This window comes from Limnohabitans sp. MMS-10A-192 (assembly GCF_003063335.1).
GTDB lineage: Bacteria > Pseudomonadota > Gammaproteobacteria > Burkholderiales > Burkholderiaceae_C > Limnohabitans_A.
This window is the reverse complement of sequence record NZ_NERX01000006.1, coordinates 168,110-185,884: the sequence shown is the minus strand read 5'-3', so window position 1 is coordinate 185,884 and position 17,775 is coordinate 168,110. Positions and strand designations below refer to the sequence as shown.

The following is a 17,775-nucleotide window of genomic DNA, read 5'->3' as shown; positions in this document are numbered from 1 at the left end:
CATCACACCATAATCGCAGCATGGAAACCAAATGGCTTGAAGACTTTGTGAGCCTGGCCGAAACCCGCAGTTTCAGCCGCTCGGCGCAGTTGCGGCATGTGACGCAGCCGGCGTTCTCGCGGCGCATCCAGTCGCTCGAAGCTTGGGCCGGCGTGGACCTGGTGGACCGCAGCTCTTACCCCACCACGCTCACCCCGGCGGGTGACACCTTGTATGCGCAAGCGCTGGAGATGCTCCAGTCCTTGCAAAACACCCGCGCCATGCTGCGCGGTCATGATGCCGCGGGGCAAGACTTCATCGAATTCGCGCTGCCCCACACGTTGGCGTTCACTTTTTTTCCAGCCTGGGTGGCTGGTTTGCGGGCAGGCTTTGGCCCGATCAAAAGCCGCGTGATTGCCCTGAACGTGCACGATGCGGCCATGCGCCTGATCGAAGGCGGTTGCGATGTGCTGATCGCTTACCACCACCCCTCTCAGCCTTTGCAGATCGACGCCGAGCGTTACGACATGGTGGTCCTTGGCCAAGAGGTGATCGCGCCTTATGTGAAGGTCGGCTCGGACGGCCAGCCGGTGTGGCATTTGCCGGGAGCCACCCATCGGCCCTTGCCCTATCTGGGTTACGCGCCCGGCGCATACCTGGGCGGGGTCACCGACTGGATCTTGAAGCAGGCGGGCACCCCCATTCACCTGGACCGGGTGTATGAAACCGACATGGCCGAGGGCCTGAAGGTCATGGCTTTGGAAGGGCATGGCATCGCTTTTTTGCCGCAAAGCGCGGTTAAAAAAGAGCTTCAGTCGGGCGCTTTGATTGAAGTTGTCTTGCCCGACTGCAAGTCCTTGGCCTTGACGATGGAAGTGCGTGCGTACCGTGAAAAGTCGGGCGTGCGCCACCACCCCAAAAAGACAGCGCAAGAGCTTTGGTCGTATTTGAAACAGGCGGCCAGCCAGCCTCTTGTGGCGTGATGCGGCCATTTCGCATGGGGAACACCCTGATGGCCGTCTGACGGCGGGCTGACTATAGTAGGATCGACTCAAACGACAGGCACAGATCGTGCTCATTGATGATTGTTTGAGGGTCATGTACCAAGTCGGTGCGTGATCGAATTTTCGCCCTTGGCGAGCCTTTTGGAGAACCTGATGAAAAAACAACTGATTGCTGTGGCCGTGGCCGCATTGGCCTGCATGGGCGCTCAAGCTGACACCATTGCCAAAGTCAAAGCCTCCGGCGCCATCACCATGGGTGTGCGCGATTCGTCGGGTGCTTTGTCCTACACCTTGGGTGATGGCAAGTACGCTGGTTTCCACTACGAAATCTGCCAGCGCATCATTGGCAATGTGGAAAAAGCCGTGGGCAAAAAAGTCGACGTGAAGTTCCAGTCGGTGACGTCGCAAAACCGCATTCCGCTGGTGCAAAACGGCACGGTGGACATCGAGTGCGGCTCGACCACCAACAACACGGCACGTCAGAAAGACGTGGCTTTTGTGGTCACCACGTACGTGGAAGAAGTCCGCATTGCTGTGAAAGCGGCTTCGGGCATCACTTCGATTGCACAACTCAAAGACAAGAACGTGGCCACCACCACCGGCACCACTTCTGTGCAATTGCTGCGCAAGCATGAGCGTGCCAACGGCGTGGACTTCAAGGAAGTCTTTGGCAAGGACCACGCGGACAGCTTCTTGCTGCTCGATTCCGGTCGTGCTGACGCGTTCGTGATGGACGGTTCGATCCTGGCTGGCAACATCGCCAACGCCAAGAATCCCGCTGATTTCAAGATCGTTGGCGAAGTGCTGGCCGTGGAGCCCATTGCCATCATGATCCGCAAGGACGATCCCGCATTCAAGAAATTGGCCGACGACACGGTGCGCGATTTGGTCAAGAGCGGCGACATGGCCAAGTTGTGGGACAAGTGGTTCCTGCAACCCATCCCACCCAAGAACGTCAAGATCGGTCTGGCACTGAGCGAAAGCACCAAAAACGCTTGGACCAACCTGAACGACAAGCCTGCTGAAGACTACGCCAAGAAGTAAGCCTTCCATGCGTTGAGCAAACCCCGCCGGGGATGACTTGGGCGGGGTTTCTTTTTGGGCGATCGGATCGTCGGTTTGTGGGAGTTGAAAAATGACATGGGATTGGCAGGTTTTTCTGCAGGACGACGGCAGCGGCCGCACCTATCTGGAATGGATGCTTGAAGCCTGGCGCTGGACGCTGGCGGTGGCGGCCAGTTCCTGGCTGGTGGCGATGGTGGTGGGCGCCGTGGTGGGCACCTTGCGCACCTTGCCTGGGCGCCCAGTGGTGGCGGCCTTGGCCAATGCGTGGGTGGAGCTGTTTCGCAACATTCCGCTTTTGGTGCAGATTTTCCTGTGGTACTTCGTCGTGCCCAAAATGTTTCCGGCTTTTCAGCAAGTGCCCGGCTTCTTGCTGGTGGTGTTTGGCTTGGGCTTTTTCACCTCGGCGCGCATTGCCGAGCAGTTTCGTGCGGGCATTCAGGCCTTGCCCAAAGGCCAGCGCTATGCGGCCATGGCGATGGGTTTCACCACGGCGCAGTCTTACCGCTACGTGATCTTGCCCATGGCGTTTCGCATCATCTTGCCGCCGCTGACCAGCGAGTCGATGAACCTGCTGAAGAACTCTTCCGTGGCCTTTGCCGTGTCGATCGCCGAACTCACCATGTTCGCCATGCAAGCACAAGAAGAAACATCGCGCGGCATCGAGGTGTACCTGGCGGTGACGGCGTTGTACGCGGTGTCGGCCTTCGCGGTGAACCGTGTGTTTGCGCTGATCGAGAAAAAAATGCGCGTCCCCGGTTTCATTGTGTCTGGCGCAACGGGAGGGCACTGAGATGTTGGGTCTTGATTTTTCTTACTTCGACCTGGAAGTGCTGCGCAAGTTTGTCCTGGGCGGTTTGCTGTTCAGCGTGCAACTGACCATCACGGCCACGATCGGTGGCGTGATCTTCGGCACCTTGCTGGCTTTGATGCGTTTGTCGGGCACGAAGCTGTTGACCATACCGGCCACGTTCTACGTCAATGGCATGCGTTCAGTGCCGCTGGTGATGGTGATCCTGTGGTTCTATTTGTTGATGCCGTTTGTCATCGGACGGCCCATTGGTGCCGAGTGGTCGGCCATCATCACCTTCGTCGCTTTTGAAGCGGCGTACTTCAGTGAAATCATGCGTGCGGGCATCCAGTCGATCCCGCGTGGGCAGGTGTTCGCCGGGCAGGCCCTGGGCATGAGCTATGGCCAGAACATGCGCCTGGTGATCTTGCCGCAGGCCTTTCGCAACATGCTGCCGGTGCTGCTGACGCAGACCATCATCTTGTTTCAGGACACTTCGCTGGTGTATGCGATTGGTGCTTATGACCTGCTCAAGGGCTTCACCAATGCAGGCAAGATTTATGGCCGCTCCGAAGAAGCCTACATCCTGGCCGCGCTGGTGTATTTCGTGATTTGTTTTGCACTGTCCTGGAGCGTCAAACGCCTGCAGGCCAAGATTGCCATCGTGCGCTGAGGCACGTGCTGAATTGGGGAAAAGAAAATGATTGAAATCAAAAATGTCTCGAAGTGGTACGGCCCGGTGCAGGTGCTCAACGACTGCTCGGTGAGCATCAACAAAGGCGATGTGGTGGTGGTCTGCGGTCCTTCGGGCTCCGGCAAGTCCACCCTGATCAAAACCGTCAACGCGCTGGAGCCTTTCCAGAAAGGCGAGATCACAGTCGACGGCGTGCCCTTGCACGACCCGAACACCGACTTGCCCAAACTGCGCTCGCGTGTGGGCATGGTGTTCCAAAGCTTCGAGCTGTTCCCGCACCTGTCGGTCACGGAAAACCTGACGATTGCCCAGGTCAAGGTATTGGGACGCAACCTGGACGATGCCAAAGTGCGGGGTCTGAAAATGCTGGACCGTGTGGGCCTGCTGGCCCACAAGGACAAGTTTCCCGGTCAGCTCTCGGGTGGCCAGCAGCAACGCGTGGCGATTGCCCGCGCCTTGTCGATGGACCCGATGGTGATGCTGTTTGACGAGCCAACCTCGGCGCTCGACCCCGAGATGGTGGGCGAGGTGCTCGACGTCATGGTGCAGCTGGCCCACGAAGGCATGACCATGATGGTGGTGACCCACGAAATGGGCTTTGCCCGCAAGGTGGCCAACCGCGTGATCTTCATCGATGTGGGTGGCCGCATTCTGGAAGACTGCTCCAAAGACGAGTTCTTCAACCACCCGGAAAACCGCCAGCCGCGAACCAAAGACTTTCTGAACAAAATTCTGCAGCACTGATCTAGTTTTGTGGGTCGACGGCTTCTGCCTCGACCGGCTGCATCAATGGGGTCTGACCCCAATTAATTCCCCCAATTAACTCCCGAGTTCTGGCTGAAGTCCGTTGCCCGGGATTGCGCCCGGCAGCACACTCACTTTCTTTGATTTGCTCACCCAACCACCACCCGGTTTCTTGGGCGTTTTCAGCCAGCCTCCCTGCTTGCTTTGGGCAGTTCACCACGAGCGCATACACCTGAGGTGGGGTCAGGGGTTGGGGCGATTTGGCGAGCTTGCGAGTTATGAGCCCCAGCCCCTGACCCCACCTCAGGCACCAAAGGCTGAAAAGCCAGACCCGCAGGTTTGAGACAATACGCCCCATGACCCAAGAACTCACCATCACCCGCCCTGACGACTGGCACCTGCATGTGCGCGATGGCGCCGCCCTGAATGTGGTCGTGCCCCACACCGCTGCGCAGTTTGGCCGCGCCATCATCATGCCCAACCTCAAGCCACCGGTGACCACGGCCGAGCAAGCGCTGGCCTACAAGGCGCGCATTCAGGCGGCAGTCCCCCAAGGGATGACGTTTGAGCCCTTGATGACCCTGTACCTGACTGACAACCTGAACCCCGCAGAAATCGCCCGCGCCAAAGCGGCAGGCGTGGTGGCTTGCAAGCTCTACCCGGCCGGGGCCACCACCAACAGCGACGCGGGCGTGACCGACCTGCGCAAGATCTACCCCGTGCTCGAGGCCATGCAGCGCGAAGGCGTGCTCTTGCTGGTGCACGGTGAAGTGACTTCACAAGACATCGACCTGTTCGACCGCGAAGCCGTCTTCATCGAGCAGCAGCTCAAACCGCTGCGCCGCGATTTTCCGGGCTTGAAGATCGTGATGGAACACATCACCACGAAGGAAGCCGCGCAATACGTGGCCGAGAGCGACGACCTGTTGGGCGCGACCATCACCGCGCACCACCTGCTGTACAACCGCAACGCCATCTTCACTGGCGGCATTCGCCCGCATTACTACTGCCTGCCTGTGCTCAAACGCGAAACCCACCGGTTGGCGCTGGTGCAAGCGGCCACCGGCGGCAACCGCAAGTTTTTTCTGGGCACCGACAGCGCGCCACACCCGGCGCACCTCAAGGAACACGCCACGGGCTGTGCGGGCTGCTACACCGCCCACGCCGCCATCGAGATGTACGCCGAGGCCTTTGATGCCGCCGGTGCGCTGGGCCAACTCGAAGCCTTTGCCAGCTTCAACGGTGCTGACTTCTATGGCTTGCCGCGCAACAGCGGCACCATCACGCTTCGCCGCGAAAGCTGGACGCCTGCTGAGAACTTTGCCTTTGGCGAGGCCGAACTCAAACCCCTGCGCTCGGGCGAGAGCTTGCCGTGGCGACTGGTGAGCGCCTGAACCCGAACCGCCCTGGCTGCCGGTGTGAGCCGGCCACGGCCCTGGGCGTGGCCGATATCGACTGGAATGCGCCCTGGCTGGCCGACTGGCGAGCGGTGGGCGAGCCCATCGCGCAACGCGTGGGGGCAGGATGTCCGCAGTCGCAGGCCTTGAGCGAGGTCGGCCTGGCCCCGGTGGGCTTTGTGCCGCAAGCCGATTTGCCCGAAGGTCAGGCCTACGAAGACTTCATCTACGCCCGCGGCCAAGTGCCCACGCGTGAAGGCTTGCACGACTTTTTCAACGCTTTGTGCTGGATGCATTTCCCGCTGGCCAAAAAGCGGCTCAACCAGTTGCAGGCCGCAGAAATTGCCCGCGCCGGGGTTGGGCAAGTGCGCGGCCCGGTGCGCGATGCGGCCACGGTGTTTGATGAGAACGCTTTGCTGATTCAGGCCCCGGATGGGGTGTGGGACGCCTTGACGGCACACCGTTGGCAAGACGCCATGGTCGCTTGCCGTGCGCAATGGGCGCATGTGCGTTTGTGGACCTTTGGCCATGCCGCGCTTGAAAAACTGGTGCAGCCCTACAAATCGATCACCGTTCATTTGTGGCGTGTGCCGCATGCGGTGGACGCCGCGGGCCTGGATGCCTGGCTGGCACAAGACCTGACGACCGAGAAGTTGGCCACCAAGCCGTTCAGTCCACTGCCGGTTTTGGGTGTGCCCGGCTGGTGGGCGCCCAATGAGGCACCCGATTTTTACGAGGACGTGGGGGTATTTCGACCCCGTCGCCTGCGCACCAAGCTGGAAAAACCGTACGCCATTCAGGAAATCGGCCCGGCCGCTTGATTTTGGGCTTTGAGCCCCTAACATTCGCAACATCGCCCTGACTTGAAGGGCGTCAAAGGGATCTGGAATGAAACGTATTTTTCTGTTTGTTTTGACCAACATCGCCGTCGTCGCTGTGCTGGGCATCGTGGCCAGCTTGCTGGGCGTGAACCGCTACTTGACTGCCAACGGCCTGAACTTGGGCGCTTTGCTGGGCTATGCCCTGGTGATGGGCTTCGGTGGCGCCATCATTTCCTTGCTGATCAGCAAGCCCATGGCCAAGTGGACCTCAGGCGTGCGCGTGATCGATCAACCCCAAAACGCCGACGAAGCCTGGATCGTGGACACGGTGCGCAAGCTGGCCGACAAAGCCGGCATCGGCATGCCCGAAGTCGGCATTTTTGAAGGCGATCCCAACGCGTTCGCTACAGGCGCTTTCCGTGACTCGGCGCTGGTGGCGGTGTCCACCGGCTTGCTGCAAAACATGACGCACGAAGAAATCGAGGCCGTGATCGCTCACGAAGTGGCCCACGTGGCCAACGGCGACATGGTCACCATGACCTTGATCCAGGGCGTGATGAACACCTTCGTGGTGTTCCTGTCGCGCGTGATCGGTTATGCGGTGGACAGCTTCCTGCGCAAGGGCGACGACGAGCGCAGTGGCCCCGGCATCGGCTACATGGTGACCACCATCGTGCTGGACATCGTTTTGGGCTTTGCTGCGGCCATCGTGGTGGCCTGGTTCAGCCGTCAGCGCGAGTTCCGCGCCGATGCCGGTGCCGCCCAGCTCATGGGGCGCAAGCAGCCCATGATCAATGCGCTGGCCCGCTTGGGCGGTGTGCACACCGCCGAGCTGCCCAAGAGCGTGGCGGCCATGGGCATTGCCGGTGGCATTGGCCAGTTGTTCAGCACACACCCTCCGATTGAAGAGCGCATCGCCGCTTTGCAAAGCAGCCAGCACTGATTGGCTTGGCCCTCATCCAAGGGCGCTACAGTTTCAAGGGCTCCACAGTTTCAAGGGCTGTCACCCTGTACTTGATTGATCCCCTCTGTCACCCCGGACTTGATCCGGGGTCCAAGTTATTTCAGCATTGCGCTGACTGGATACCGCATCGAGTGCGGTATGACAAAAATAAGCCTTCAATCCCGTGTTTCAGATGACTGCAGGCCGGGGTAACCCAAGCGACTGATGTCATCAGTGCTTGTGCCTAAGATGGCTCTGTGATTCATCTTCTTTCCTTGGGGCTTGCATGAAACATCGCAAGCCCTTTTTTTCGGCACCGCAGCGCGCTGCCATCGCCCACCGCCGTGGGTTGCGCCTTTTGGCCAGTTGGCCAGCTGCTGTGCGTGGCATGCTTTGGATGGTCGCCGGTGGCATCCTGTTTTCCTTGCTCAACACCGTGGCGCGTGGGCTGTCGATGCAGCTCGATGCCTACGAAACCCAATTCTTGCGTTACCTCATGGGCATGCTGGTCATGCTGCCCTGGGTGGTGCGCGATGGCTGGCAAGCCTACAAGCCCGTCAACATCCAAGGCCAGTTCTGGCGGGGTGCTGTGCACACGCTGGGTTTGATTTTGTGGTTCACCGCTTTGCCGCAAATTCCCTTGGCCGACATGACGGCGATCGGTTTCACCGGGCCGATTTTCATCATGCTGGGGGCCGCCTGGTTTTTGGGCGAGACCATGCGGCGCGATCGCTGGATCGCCGCCATGATCGGCTTTGCGGGTGTGCTGGTGGTGGTTTTGCCCAAGATGTCCGGCACGGGTGGCTGGTACAACCTGGTCATGCTGGCGTCTGCACCGGTCTTTGCAGCTTCGTTTTTGATCACCAAGGCGCTCACCCGTTACGAAAAACCCGGCGTGATCGTGCTGTGGCAAGCCATCACCGTGACCGTGCTGAGTTTGCCCATGGCCTTGCCGCATTGGCAAGCACCGACGCTGTGGCAATGGTTTGGTTTTTTCTTGACGGGCGTGTTCGGCACCTTGGCGCACTACTGCCTGACGCGGGCCTTTGCCATTGCCGACATCTCGGCCACACAGTCCTTGCGCTTTCTGGACTTGGTCTGGGCGTCCATGTTGGGCTGGTTGATTTTTGGCGATGTGCCCAGCCAATCGACCTGGTTGGGGGCCGCGGTCATCTTGGGCGCCACGGTGTGGATTGCGCGTCGTGAAGGGCGCAGGCCCGTGGCGATCCCCGACTGAAGCCTCAGTCGTTGGAGATGCCCGAGGCCACATGGCCTGCGGGCACATGGCGAGCGGCCGACTCGATGTGACCGGTCTGGTCGTCAAAGAAGAAATCCGGTTCGAACTCGCGCAGAAACTCGCCTTTGGGCAATCCGCCCAAAAACATGGCTTCATCCACTTCGATGTTCCAGTCCATCAGGGTGCGGATGGCGCGTTCATGCGCAGGCGCGCTGCGCGCCGTGACCAGCGCTGTGCGGATGCGCATGGCCGGTGTGCCCTCTTGTTGCAGGCGATGCAAGGCGGCCAACAGGGGCTTGAAAGGGCCGGCCAGCAAGGGTTGAGCCGCTTTGTCGCTTTCGTGTTTTTGAAAGGCCGACAGCCCTTCGGCTTGAAACACCCGCTCGGCTTCGTCGGAAAACAGCACCGCATCACCGTCAAAAGCGATGCGCACCTCGTGCGGATGCGCTTCAGAGGCCAGTGCCGAGTGCGGGTAGACCTGCGCTGCCGGTACGCCTGCGCCCAAGGCAGCGCGCACATCGGACAGGTGGGTGGACAAAAACAGGTTCGCGTTCAATGGCTTGAGGTAACGCCAGGGGGATTGGCCCCGTGTGAAGCTGCCGCGCTGGATGGGCAGGTCGTAGTGCTTGGCCGAGCGGAACACCCGCATGCCCGAGACCGGGTCATTGCGCGAGAGGATCACCACTTCCACGCGTTGGGCATCGGCATCGTTGAATGCGAGCAGTTTGCGCACCAGAGAAAAAGCCACGCCAGGCCGGGCCGGCGCTTCCAGCCGATCGAGTTGCAGCTTCATGTAGGCGCGGTCATCGCCTTGCTCGAAGACCTTGTTTTCTTCCTCGAAATCGAACAAGGCCCGCGAAGAAATCGCAACGACCAGCTGACCTTCTAACGATGCAGGCATGTGGGCTTTCTTCGGGTCACTTGACCCATTGGTTCAGTTCCATGATGGGCATCAGCACGGCCAGCACGATCAGCATGACCATGCCGCCCATGGCGACGATCAGCAAAGGCTCCAGGATGGTGGCCAGCGCCATGGCGCGGCGTTGCACATCGGCGGACAGTTGCTGGGCGGCCCGTTGCAGCATCAGGGGCAGCTGACCGGTTTGTTCGCCCAGTTTGGCAAACATGCTCAGCAGACCCGGAAACCGTGCGTGCTGGGCCAAGGCCGTGCCCAAGGGTGCGCCTTCGCGCACGCGCACCAGTGCTTCGAGCGCGTCAGCACGCAGGGCCTGGTTGGACAAGGTGTCGCCAGCGGCCTGCAAGGCTTTGAGGATGGGCACGCCTGCTGCCGTGAGCATGGCCAGGGTGGACGCAAAACGGGCGCTGTTGTAGCCCCGCGCCAGTCGCCCGACGAGGGGCAGGCGCAGCCAGGCGGCGTCAAACTGCAAACGAAACGCGGTTTGACGCAAGGCCAGGCGAAAGCCTGCGATGCCAGCGGTCGCGGTGATCAACATCAGCCAGCCCCATTGCCGCACCAGGTCGCTCAGGCTGAGCATGGCCACGGTCAGCATGGGCAGTCGCCGTTGGGTGCCTGCAAACACCCCGGCCACCTGCGGCACCACCGACGTGACCAAAAAGATGACGATGGCCAGTGCCACCAGACAGACAATGGCCGGATACAGGGCCGCGCCCAGCAGTTTGGCGCGCAGGGCCTGGTGCTCTTCGAGGTCATTGGCCAGTTGCTCGAGCACCAAGCCCAAGTGCCCACTTTGCTCGCCTGCTGCGATCACGGCGCGGTCGATCGCGGGAAATTCCGAGGGGTGTTGTGCCAGTGCACTGCCCAAGCTGCTGCCTGAATTGACTTCGGCGCGGATCGCGGCCACCAGCAGGCGCTGCCGGTCGTCGTCCGCCTCGTCGGCCAACGCGGCCAGGGCACGCTCGATGGGCAGGCCGCTGCCCACCAAGCCCGCGAGTTGACGGGTCCAGACGGCGCGCTGGCTGGCGCTGAAGGCGCGTGAGCGGCCCACGGGCCGTTGCCACCACGGCAAATGCTGGGCCTGGGCATCGGCGGACGAGCCCGCAATGGCCTCGACCGACAGGGGAACGAGCGATTGCGCACGCAATTGGCTGCGTGCGGCTTTGACGCTGTCGGCTTCGATCACGCCTTTGCGCGAGGCGCCATCGGCTTGCAGGGCTTCAAATCGGTAGGCAGGCATGGGCGCTCAATGGTCGAAATACACCACACCCAACTGACCCGAATAGGTCCAGTGTGTGGGCGAAGACACGGTGGTCGGAAAGACCGGCTGGATCGTGCGTTGGGCGCCAAGTTGGCTGAAAAAGCCCCAATGCCGCGACAGTTTGTGCCGGTAGGCCAGCTGGGTGCCGAGACCGCCCCAACCCGCGCCTTGGTGTGTGACGCCCTGCGGGGTCCGGTTTTGCTGCGTTTGCCAGTGCGAGGCACTGCCCCAGATCATCGACTGGCTGAGCATCAAGGTGCTGTTTTCCGTCAAGGGTTTGCGGTAAGTCAGCACGGGAGACAAGGTGGTGCCGTCGCCTCGCATGAACACGTCTTGTGTGGCGATCAGGCCGACCGACCAGCGGTTGGGCAGGCGGTAGTCCAGCCCGGCTTTGGCACGCAAGGTTTTGCGGCCGGCTTTGACGGCGTCAAAGTGGCTGTCGTTGTCGAGGTTGATGATGCTGCCCGACAGCGAAACGCTCCACTTGGAGTCCTGTCGCACGTCATAGGTGAGGTTGCTGTCTTGCAGCACCTGACCGAAGCGGTGCCAGTCTGTGCCATCGGTTTGCCCGATGCGCCAGCGCCCGTAGCGCAGGCCCAGGCTGGGGCGCAGCTTCATGCTGCCCGGATGGCTGAGGTTGGCAATTTCGGTGCGCAGCCCCAGGCTGTAAGTCCAGGGGGAGGGCGCGGGGGCTTCTGCCTCTGGCACGGTGATGCTGGGGTGCTCTTGCGCCGGAGCACTCAAAGCCGCACAACACACCACGCTACACAGCGCACGCAACCAAGCGTTGCGCCAGCGGGACGGTGTGTGGGTTTGGCGCATGCAGGTTCGCTCCAGCCTGGCTGCTCAATCGCGCGTGACGCGCAGCAGTTCTTCGGCGCTGGTGATGCCGGCATCAACCAAGCGCTGACCATCTTCGCGCATCAGCACCATGCCTTGGCGCAAGGCCGTGGCACGCACATCGGCCTCGGCGGCGCCTTGGTGGATTTGCGCCCGAATGTCCTCGGAGGCCACCAACAGCTCGAAGATGCCGGTGCGACCGGCATAGCCCGTATGTCCACAGGCATCGCATCCCTGGCCCGCGCAGGCCTTGCAGCGCTGGCGCACCAGGCGCTGGGCCAGCACACCCAGCAGCGATGAACTCAACAAGAAGGGCTCCACGCCCATGTCGGTCAGCCGGGTGATGGCGCTGGCCGCGTCGTTGGTGTGCAGCGTGGCGAGCACCAGGTGGCCGGTGAGCGAGGCCTGTATGGCGATTTGTGCGGTTTCAAAATCGCGGATCTCGCCGATCATGATCACGTCCGGGTCTTGCCGCAGGATGGCGCGCAGGGCTTTGGCAAAAGTCAAATCGATTTTGGCGTTGACCTGGGTTTGGCCCACGCCCGACAGCTCGTACTCGATCGGGTCTTCCACCGTCATGATGTTGTTGTGCGCCGCGTCCAATCTTTGCAGCGCGGCATACAGCGAGGTGGTTTTGCCCGAGCCGGTGGGGCCGGTGACCAGCAAGATGCCGTGCGGCTGCGCAATGAGTTGCTCCACTTGCTGCAGCACCCGGCCTTGCATGCCCACGGCTTCCAGTGTCAATCGCGCTTCGCTTTTGTCGAGCAGGCGCAGCACAGCGCGCTCGCCGTGGGCGCTGGGCAAAGTCGAGACGCGCACGTCCACCGCTTTGCTGCCCAGGCGCAGGCTGATGCGGCCGTCTTGTGGCAAACGTTTTTCGGCGATGTCGAGTTCGGCCATGATTTTCAGGCGCGAGATCAATGCGGCATGCAGCGCCCGGTTCGGTTGTACAACTTCGCGCAAGGTGCCGTCTATGCGAAAACGCACACTCGAATGGCGCTCATACGGCTCGATGTGGATGTCGCTGGCCCCATCGCGTGCCGCCTGCGTGAGCAAAGCGTTGAGCATGCGGATGATGGGCGCGTCGTCGCTGGCTTCAAGCAGGTCTTCAACGGCGGGCAACTCCTGCATCATGCGCGAGAGGTCGGCATCTGATTCGACCTCATTGACCACGGCAGCGGCCGTGGAGGCGCCGTGCGCCTGCCCACCGGCATAGGCTCTGTGGATGCGCTCTTGCACATCGGCCGGTGTGGTGTGCTGGATGTTCAGACCTTGAGGGCCGTATTTGCGTGTGACCTCGGACAAGGCCGAGCGATCACTGTCGCTGCACAACCACAAAGTCAGGCCTTGTGCGCCCGCCTCCAGCAGCAGCCGGTGGCTGCGGGCGAAGGTGTAGGGCAGAGGGTGGGCGGCTCGCATGGCTCAGGGCTTGGTGGTGGCAGGGACCACAGGGGTCAGGGCGGGCAAGGTGGCGGCGCCCTCGATCGGCATGGCGGAGGTGGCCGTCGGTTGGTTGCCCAGCTGGTTCAAGCGCATTTGCTCGTAGCGGCCCAAAGACAGGGCTTCGGTGGACGCGCCATCGCGCACCACCACGGGTCGCAAGAACACCATCAGATTGGTTTTCTTGCGGCTGCGGGTTTCGGCTTTGAACAGGTTGCCCAAGATGGGGATGTCACCGAAGCCGGGCACTTTTTCCTGGCTGCTGCTGGTGTCGTCTTGCAGCAAACCACCCAACACCACGATAGAGCCGTCTTCGACCAGCACGCTCGATTCGATGGAGCGTTTGTTGGTGATCAGGCCCGAGGTGCTGGAGCTCTTGCTGTCGATGCTGCTGACCTCCTGGAAGATCTGCATTTTCACCGTGCCGCTTTCGCTGATCTGCGGTTTCACGCGCAAGGTCAGGCCCACGTCCTTGCGTTCGATGGTCTGGAAGGGGTTGACCGCGCCGCTGGCGCTGTTGTTGGCCGTGTATTGGCCTGTGACAAAGGGCACGTTTTGGCCGATCACGATCTTCGCTTCTTCGTTGTCCAGGGTCAGCAAATTGGGCGTGGACAGGATGTTGGCGTCGCCATTGGTTTGCAAAAAGCGGGCCAGAGCGCCCAGCGCCAAAACGCCATTGCGTTGTTGGCCTGCGGCGATGTTGAAGCCAGGTGATGCAGCGTAGGTGCCCTGGGCGGCATTGGCGGCCAGCGTCAACAAATTGGTGCCGCCCACTGAAAAGTTGGTGCCCATCACCCCCACGGTGTTGCTGCCTGTGCCGGTGCCGCTCATCCATTGCACGCCAAACTCTGCAGCCTTGTCAGCGCTGACTTCGGCGATCAGGCTTTCCACAAAGACCTGCGCGCGGCGTTGGTCGAGCATGTCGATCACGCTGCGCAGCTGGCGGTATTGCGGCTCGGGCGCGGTGATGATCAGCGCGTTGGTGGCCGGGTCGGCCTGGATCTGCCCGCCGGTGGACGGCTGGCTGTTCGTGCTGCTGCCTGGCACGCCCGCTGTGTTGGGCGTGGCTTGCACCGCCATGCTGGCATTGGCGCTGCCCGAGGTGCCCATGGCGCTGTTGCTGATGGCTGCGCGCAAGGTGGTGGCCAGTTTGGTGGCGTCTGCGTTTTTCAGGTAGACCACATGGATGTTGCCGCTGGCTGCGTTGGCACCGCTGGCGTTGGGCTGGTCAAGTTGTTCGATCAGGCTGCGCGTCAGGGCCAGTTTGGCCGGGTTGGCGGCGCGCACGATGAGCGCGTTGGTGCGGGTTTCAGCCAGCACCGTGGTTTTGAAGCCGCTGTCGGTCAAGCCTGGAGTCGCCGCAGTCCCGCCTGCAACGCCGGAGGCCGCACCTGAGTCGATCAGGCGTTGCACCATGGTGGCCATGTCGGCGGCGATGCCGTGTTTCAGGCGGATCACTTCCACACCGGTGGCGTTGGACACGTCCAGGGCGGCAATGATGCGGCCCAGGCGCTGCAGGTTGTCGCCGTAATCGGTGATGACCAGCGCATTGGTGCCCGGGTTCACGTTGATGGTGTTGTTGGGGCTGATCAGTGGGCGCAGCACCGGCACCAGGTTGTTGGCGCTCTCGTGGTTCAGACGAAAGATTTGCGTGACCACCTGCCCGCTGCTGGCCCCTACGGCGCCGGCCGATACCGTGCCGCTTTGCAGTTTGGCTTCGGCTTCGGGCAAGACGGTGTACAGACCCGAAGATTCAATCAGGGCAAAGCCTTGCGTGCGCAATTGGGTGGCAAACAAGTGCAGGGCTTGTGCAGGCGGCACGGCCACTTGGCTGGACAGCGACATGGTGCCTTTGACGCGGGGATCGACCACCACGTTGTGCCCCGACAAGCTGGCCAGCGTGCGGGCCACGGCCTCGATGTCGGCATTCACAAAGTTCAGCGTGATCGGCTCTTTGCTTTTGGTGCCCGGCTTGCCCGGTGCGTTTTGAGCGCTCACCAGCGAGGTGCCGCCCAGCGCAAGCCATACGGCACAGGTGATGACCGACAGTCGGCTCGATTGGAGGAGTGTGTTCAGTGTGTGCATGGGTTCATCCCAAAGAAAGCAGGCTGCGCGTGCCTTGACGGCGGCCGATGATGTTCAGCAAGTTGGACAGGGCGGCTTCGGCGCCTTCGTCGGCATGCGCTTCGCCCGAAAAACGCAGCCGCGAGCCGACCCATTGGCCTTGGCCTTGCAGTTGCAGAGGGCCTTGCAGGGTGCTCAACTGCAACTCGGGTGTGGCGGTGCCTTCAGGCGTGCCGCGCACTTGCACGCGGTAACTGCCCATGGGTTTGAGGGTGCTCAGGCGTGAAGACATGCCTTGCGCTTGCAGCTCTGCCAGGCCTTGCATTTGCAGGCGACCTGCGGCCCATTGCAGTTGCAAGGATTCGGTGCGCAATTGCAGCTGGCCTTCGGCTTGCAGGGTGTTCCAGGGGGCGCCCAGGCCCGTCAGCCACGCAGCAGGCCAGCGTGACTGGTGGTTGTCCAGTTTCACGCGCAGCAGGGACCAGCCTGCATACAGCATCGCTTGGGCAGGCTGGTCCATGCAGCAGTCGGCTTGCAGTTGGATTTGCAAGTTCATCCAGCCTGGCTTGATGCGCCAGTTCAAGCGACTAGGCAGGGTTTGTGCATCCAGGCTGCCCGTACCGCCGTTGAGCGTGATGTGGGCCGAGCCTTGCCAGACGGTGCCCCGGGGGCTGTTCAGCTGCACTTGGCCTTGTGAGGCCTGGCCGACTGCCCAGGACAGCCAACGTGCGGGTGCCCACAGCAAGCAGGCCAGCAAGCTGCCCAGCAATGCGCCAGCCACGGCAAAGCGCCAAGTGGCGCTGGATGCGTGGTGGTTGACTGGGCGGGTTTTCATGGCGCTGTGTTCACGGCAGGCTCAGGAGCAAGGTGCCGCTCCACGCCACACCGGGCGCGGTGGCGCTGGCGGGCGTTTGTTGCAATTGGGCTTGCACGGGGCGGACATGCGCATGTTCGCGGGCTTGACTCAGCCAGAGGGCCAGAGCCTGGGCGGGTGCAGCGTCCACAGTCAGTTGTATTTGTTCGGCCTGCATTTGCAGTTTGGCCTTGGGGCCCAAGTCCGAGATGTGGGCTTGTAACCATTGCGTGGCATCTGCCCGTGTGGTGGCTTGCGAAGATGTCAGCCGTTTGGCCTCAGCTTGCCATTGCTGCATCTGCTGGCTTTGCTGATCCAGAGCAGTTTGTTGTGCGGCAGCTGCTTGCCAAGTGCGCATGGCAGGGGCTATGCCCACTGTCCACAGGGTGACCAAGCCGATCAACCATGCGGCTGTTTGCAGCAAAAGGCGCTCGCGCAAGCTGCGTTGTTGCCACATTTGATGGGCTGCGCTTTGCAATTTGAGGAGGGGAGAAGTCATGGCGGGCTGCCTGTAAGGCGCATGAGCCAGTTGTCACCTTCAGCCTGAAGCTGATAGCCCTGCGGGCCCAGTTGTTGCTGGATGGTTTGTTGGTCTTTGGCCGTGAGCGGCCAGCCGATCGGCCGCAACTGTCCTGCTTGGTAGCGCCATTGGGGTGGGGCTGCAACGTGGGTTGGCAAGGCCTGGCCGAGGGCTGACAACATGGCTTCAAGATCGCCAGGCGCCAAGGCGCTCGAGTTTTGGCGCAGACGGTCCACTTGCTGTTTCATTTGCAAAGGTGCATCGATCACCACACGGGTCTGGGGAAATGTCTCTCGCAGGATCTGAGTCCATGACGCTTGTTGCGCCTGCCAGTTTGAGCGTGTTTTCCAGGCCCAAACGTTCAGGCCCGCCAGTTGGCTGACCAACAGGGCGGCCACCCCCCAGCGAGCCCATCGCCATTGAGGGTGTTGCCACAGTTCGTGAGCCATGCGTTGCGCCGTTTTCAGCAGGCGTGCACGGGCATCGGTTTGAAATTCAAATTGGGCCAGATCCCAGCCATTTGACAGCGCGGCCAGCCAGTGCTGTGCGGGCGCTGTCAAGCGCGGTTGCATCTGCAATGTTCGGGAGACCAGCCCGATCACGGCTGGCTCAGCTTCGATGCTGGCCGTTTGCAGTTCATCGGCGCGCAGATCGAGCTCGCCCATTTTGACGCTGGACAAGGGCACCCCCCAGACGCCCCGATCGACTTGCCGCAGCCAAAGCCAACCGTCGTGTTCATCACCAGTGGCGGTGATCTCCAAGGTGGCGCTGTCGGGCGTGAATTCCGGCACGATGCGGTGCACGGTCAGACCCGCTGTTTCGAGTGCATGCAGGTGCGCTTGGAGCCAGAGTTTGTCGCACACGGCAACCCAGTTGCGGGTGGCGCTTTGCCAGTCGGGCGGCAAGGCCATGTGCAATTGGCCGGGCTCGTCGAGCACCCGCTCTTCCAACAGGCCGTGCAAAGCCGCTTGCAGGCTGCCCTTTTGCTTGTGCAAGCCGCTGGGCAGTTCCACCGCATGCCAGGACATGGCGCTTGCAGGCAACATCACCACGCATTCTGTGCTGCGCTGTGCGGGGGGCAGCAAGCTGGCGCTGGCCCATTGAAAACTCGGGGGTGCCATTGGCGCATCGGCTTGAACCCAAGCGTGCAAGTAGCTTGATTGGGCCTGAGGCATTCCGAGGGGCAGTTGCAGGATCAGTGTGCGCATGT

The 17,775-nt window shown here is 61.6% G+C and carries 17 protein-coding genes; 9 read left to right on the top strand and 8 right to left on the bottom strand.

Annotated features, from left to right (window positions below; genetic code table 11):
• Positions 1–20 precede the first annotated feature (20 nt).
• The 9 genes from B9Z43_RS13460 to B9Z43_RS13415 all read left to right on the top strand — a co-directional run bounded on the left by B9Z43_RS13460 (position 21) and on the right by B9Z43_RS13415 (position 8,671).
• Positions 21–962 (top strand): LysR family transcriptional regulator, encoded by a 942-nt coding sequence (locus tag B9Z43_RS13460; protein ID WP_108326452.1) that lies wholly within the window; start codon positions 21–23, stop codon positions 960–962.
• A gap of 174 nt (positions 963–1,136) precedes the next feature.
• Positions 1,137–2,027 carry an amino acid ABC transporter substrate-binding protein gene (locus tag B9Z43_RS13455; RefSeq protein WP_108326507.1) on the top strand — a complete coding sequence of 297 codons (891 nt, stop codon included), beginning with the start codon at positions 1,137–1,139 and terminating at the stop codon, positions 2,025–2,027.
• Between the two features lie 91 nt (positions 2,028–2,118).
• Positions 2,119–2,838: an amino acid ABC transporter permease gene (locus tag B9Z43_RS13450; RefSeq protein WP_108326451.1), complete on the top strand. Its 720-nt coding sequence runs from the start codon at positions 2,119–2,121 to the stop codon at positions 2,836–2,838.
• 1 nt (position 2,839) lies between these two features.
• On the top strand, positions 2,840–3,508 hold the full coding sequence (locus B9Z43_RS13445; RefSeq protein WP_108326450.1) for an amino acid ABC transporter permease: 669 nt from the start codon (positions 2,840–2,842) through the stop codon (positions 3,506–3,508).
• A 27-nt stretch (positions 3,509–3,535) separates the two neighbouring features.
• Positions 3,536–4,273, top strand: coding sequence for an amino acid ABC transporter ATP-binding protein (locus B9Z43_RS13440; protein ID WP_108326449.1), 738 nt, complete (start codon positions 3,536–3,538; stop codon positions 4,271–4,273).
• A gap of 356 nt (positions 4,274–4,629) precedes the next feature.
• On the top strand, positions 4,630–5,667 hold the full coding sequence (gene pyrC, locus B9Z43_RS13430; RefSeq protein ID WP_108326447.1) for a dihydroorotase: 1,038 nt from the start codon (positions 4,630–4,632) through the stop codon (positions 5,665–5,667).
• A gap of 47 nt (positions 5,668–5,714) precedes the next feature.
• Positions 5,715–6,491, top strand: coding sequence for a DUF3025 domain-containing protein (locus tag B9Z43_RS13425; RefSeq protein WP_199222316.1), 777 nt, complete (start codon positions 5,715–5,717; stop codon positions 6,489–6,491).
• A 67-nt stretch (positions 6,492–6,558) separates the two neighbouring features.
• On the top strand, positions 6,559–7,434 hold the full coding sequence (gene htpX, locus B9Z43_RS13420) for a protease HtpX (RefSeq protein WP_108326446.1): 876 nt from the start codon (positions 6,559–6,561) through the stop codon (positions 7,432–7,434).
• Positions 7,435–7,720: 286 nt separating this feature from the next.
• A complete protein-coding gene (locus B9Z43_RS13415) occupies positions 7,721–8,671 on the top strand; it encodes a DMT family transporter (protein ID WP_108326445.1) in 951 nt (316 codons plus the stop codon).
• 4 nt (positions 8,672–8,675) lie between these two features.
• Here the strand turns inward: B9Z43_RS13415 and B9Z43_RS13410 are convergent, their stop codons facing one another.
• Genes B9Z43_RS13410 through gspL form a run of 8 tightly spaced genes read right to left on the bottom strand, consistent with a single transcriptional unit; the run spans position 8,676 to position 17,773 of the window.
• Entirely contained in the window at positions 8,676–9,572 is an 897-nt protein-coding gene (locus B9Z43_RS13410) for a 5'-nucleotidase (RefSeq protein WP_108326444.1), read from the bottom strand.
• Between the two features lie 16 nt (positions 9,573–9,588).
• Positions 9,589–10,827: a type II secretion system inner membrane protein GspF gene (gspF, locus tag B9Z43_RS13405; RefSeq protein ID WP_108326443.1), complete on the bottom strand. Its 1,239-nt coding sequence runs from the start codon at positions 10,825–10,827 to the stop codon at positions 9,589–9,591.
• Positions 10,828–10,833: 6 nt separating this feature from the next.
• Entirely contained in the window at positions 10,834–11,670 is an 837-nt protein-coding gene (locus tag B9Z43_RS13400; protein WP_108326442.1) for a MipA/OmpV family protein, read from the bottom strand.
• 24 nt (positions 11,671–11,694) lie between these two features.
• Positions 11,695–13,107, bottom strand: coding sequence for a type II secretion system ATPase GspE (gspE, locus tag B9Z43_RS13395; RefSeq protein WP_108326441.1), 1,413 nt, complete (start codon positions 13,105–13,107; stop codon positions 11,695–11,697).
• Between the two features lie 3 nt (positions 13,108–13,110).
• Positions 13,111–15,213 (bottom strand): type II secretion system secretin GspD, encoded by a 2,103-nt coding sequence (gene gspD / locus B9Z43_RS13390; RefSeq protein WP_108326440.1) that lies wholly within the window; start codon positions 15,211–15,213, stop codon positions 13,111–13,113.
• Positions 15,214–15,217: 4 nt separating this feature from the next.
• Positions 15,218–16,027, bottom strand: coding sequence for a type II secretion system protein N (gspN, locus tag B9Z43_RS13385; protein ID WP_108326439.1), 810 nt, complete (start codon positions 16,025–16,027; stop codon positions 15,218–15,220).
• Between the two features lie 10 nt (positions 16,028–16,037).
• On the bottom strand, positions 16,038–16,544 hold the full coding sequence (gene gspM, locus B9Z43_RS13380; RefSeq protein ID WP_108326438.1) for a type II secretion system protein GspM: 507 nt from the start codon (positions 16,542–16,544) through the stop codon (positions 16,038–16,040).
• The gene (gene gspL, locus B9Z43_RS13375; RefSeq protein ID WP_108326437.1) at positions 16,541–17,773 is read right to left on the bottom strand and encodes a type II secretion system protein GspL; all 1,233 of its coding nucleotides are present in this window, start codon (positions 17,771–17,773) and stop codon (positions 16,541–16,543) included. Before gspL ends, gspM begins: the two co-directional genes overlap by 4 nt.
• Positions 17,774–17,775 lie beyond the last annotated feature (2 nt).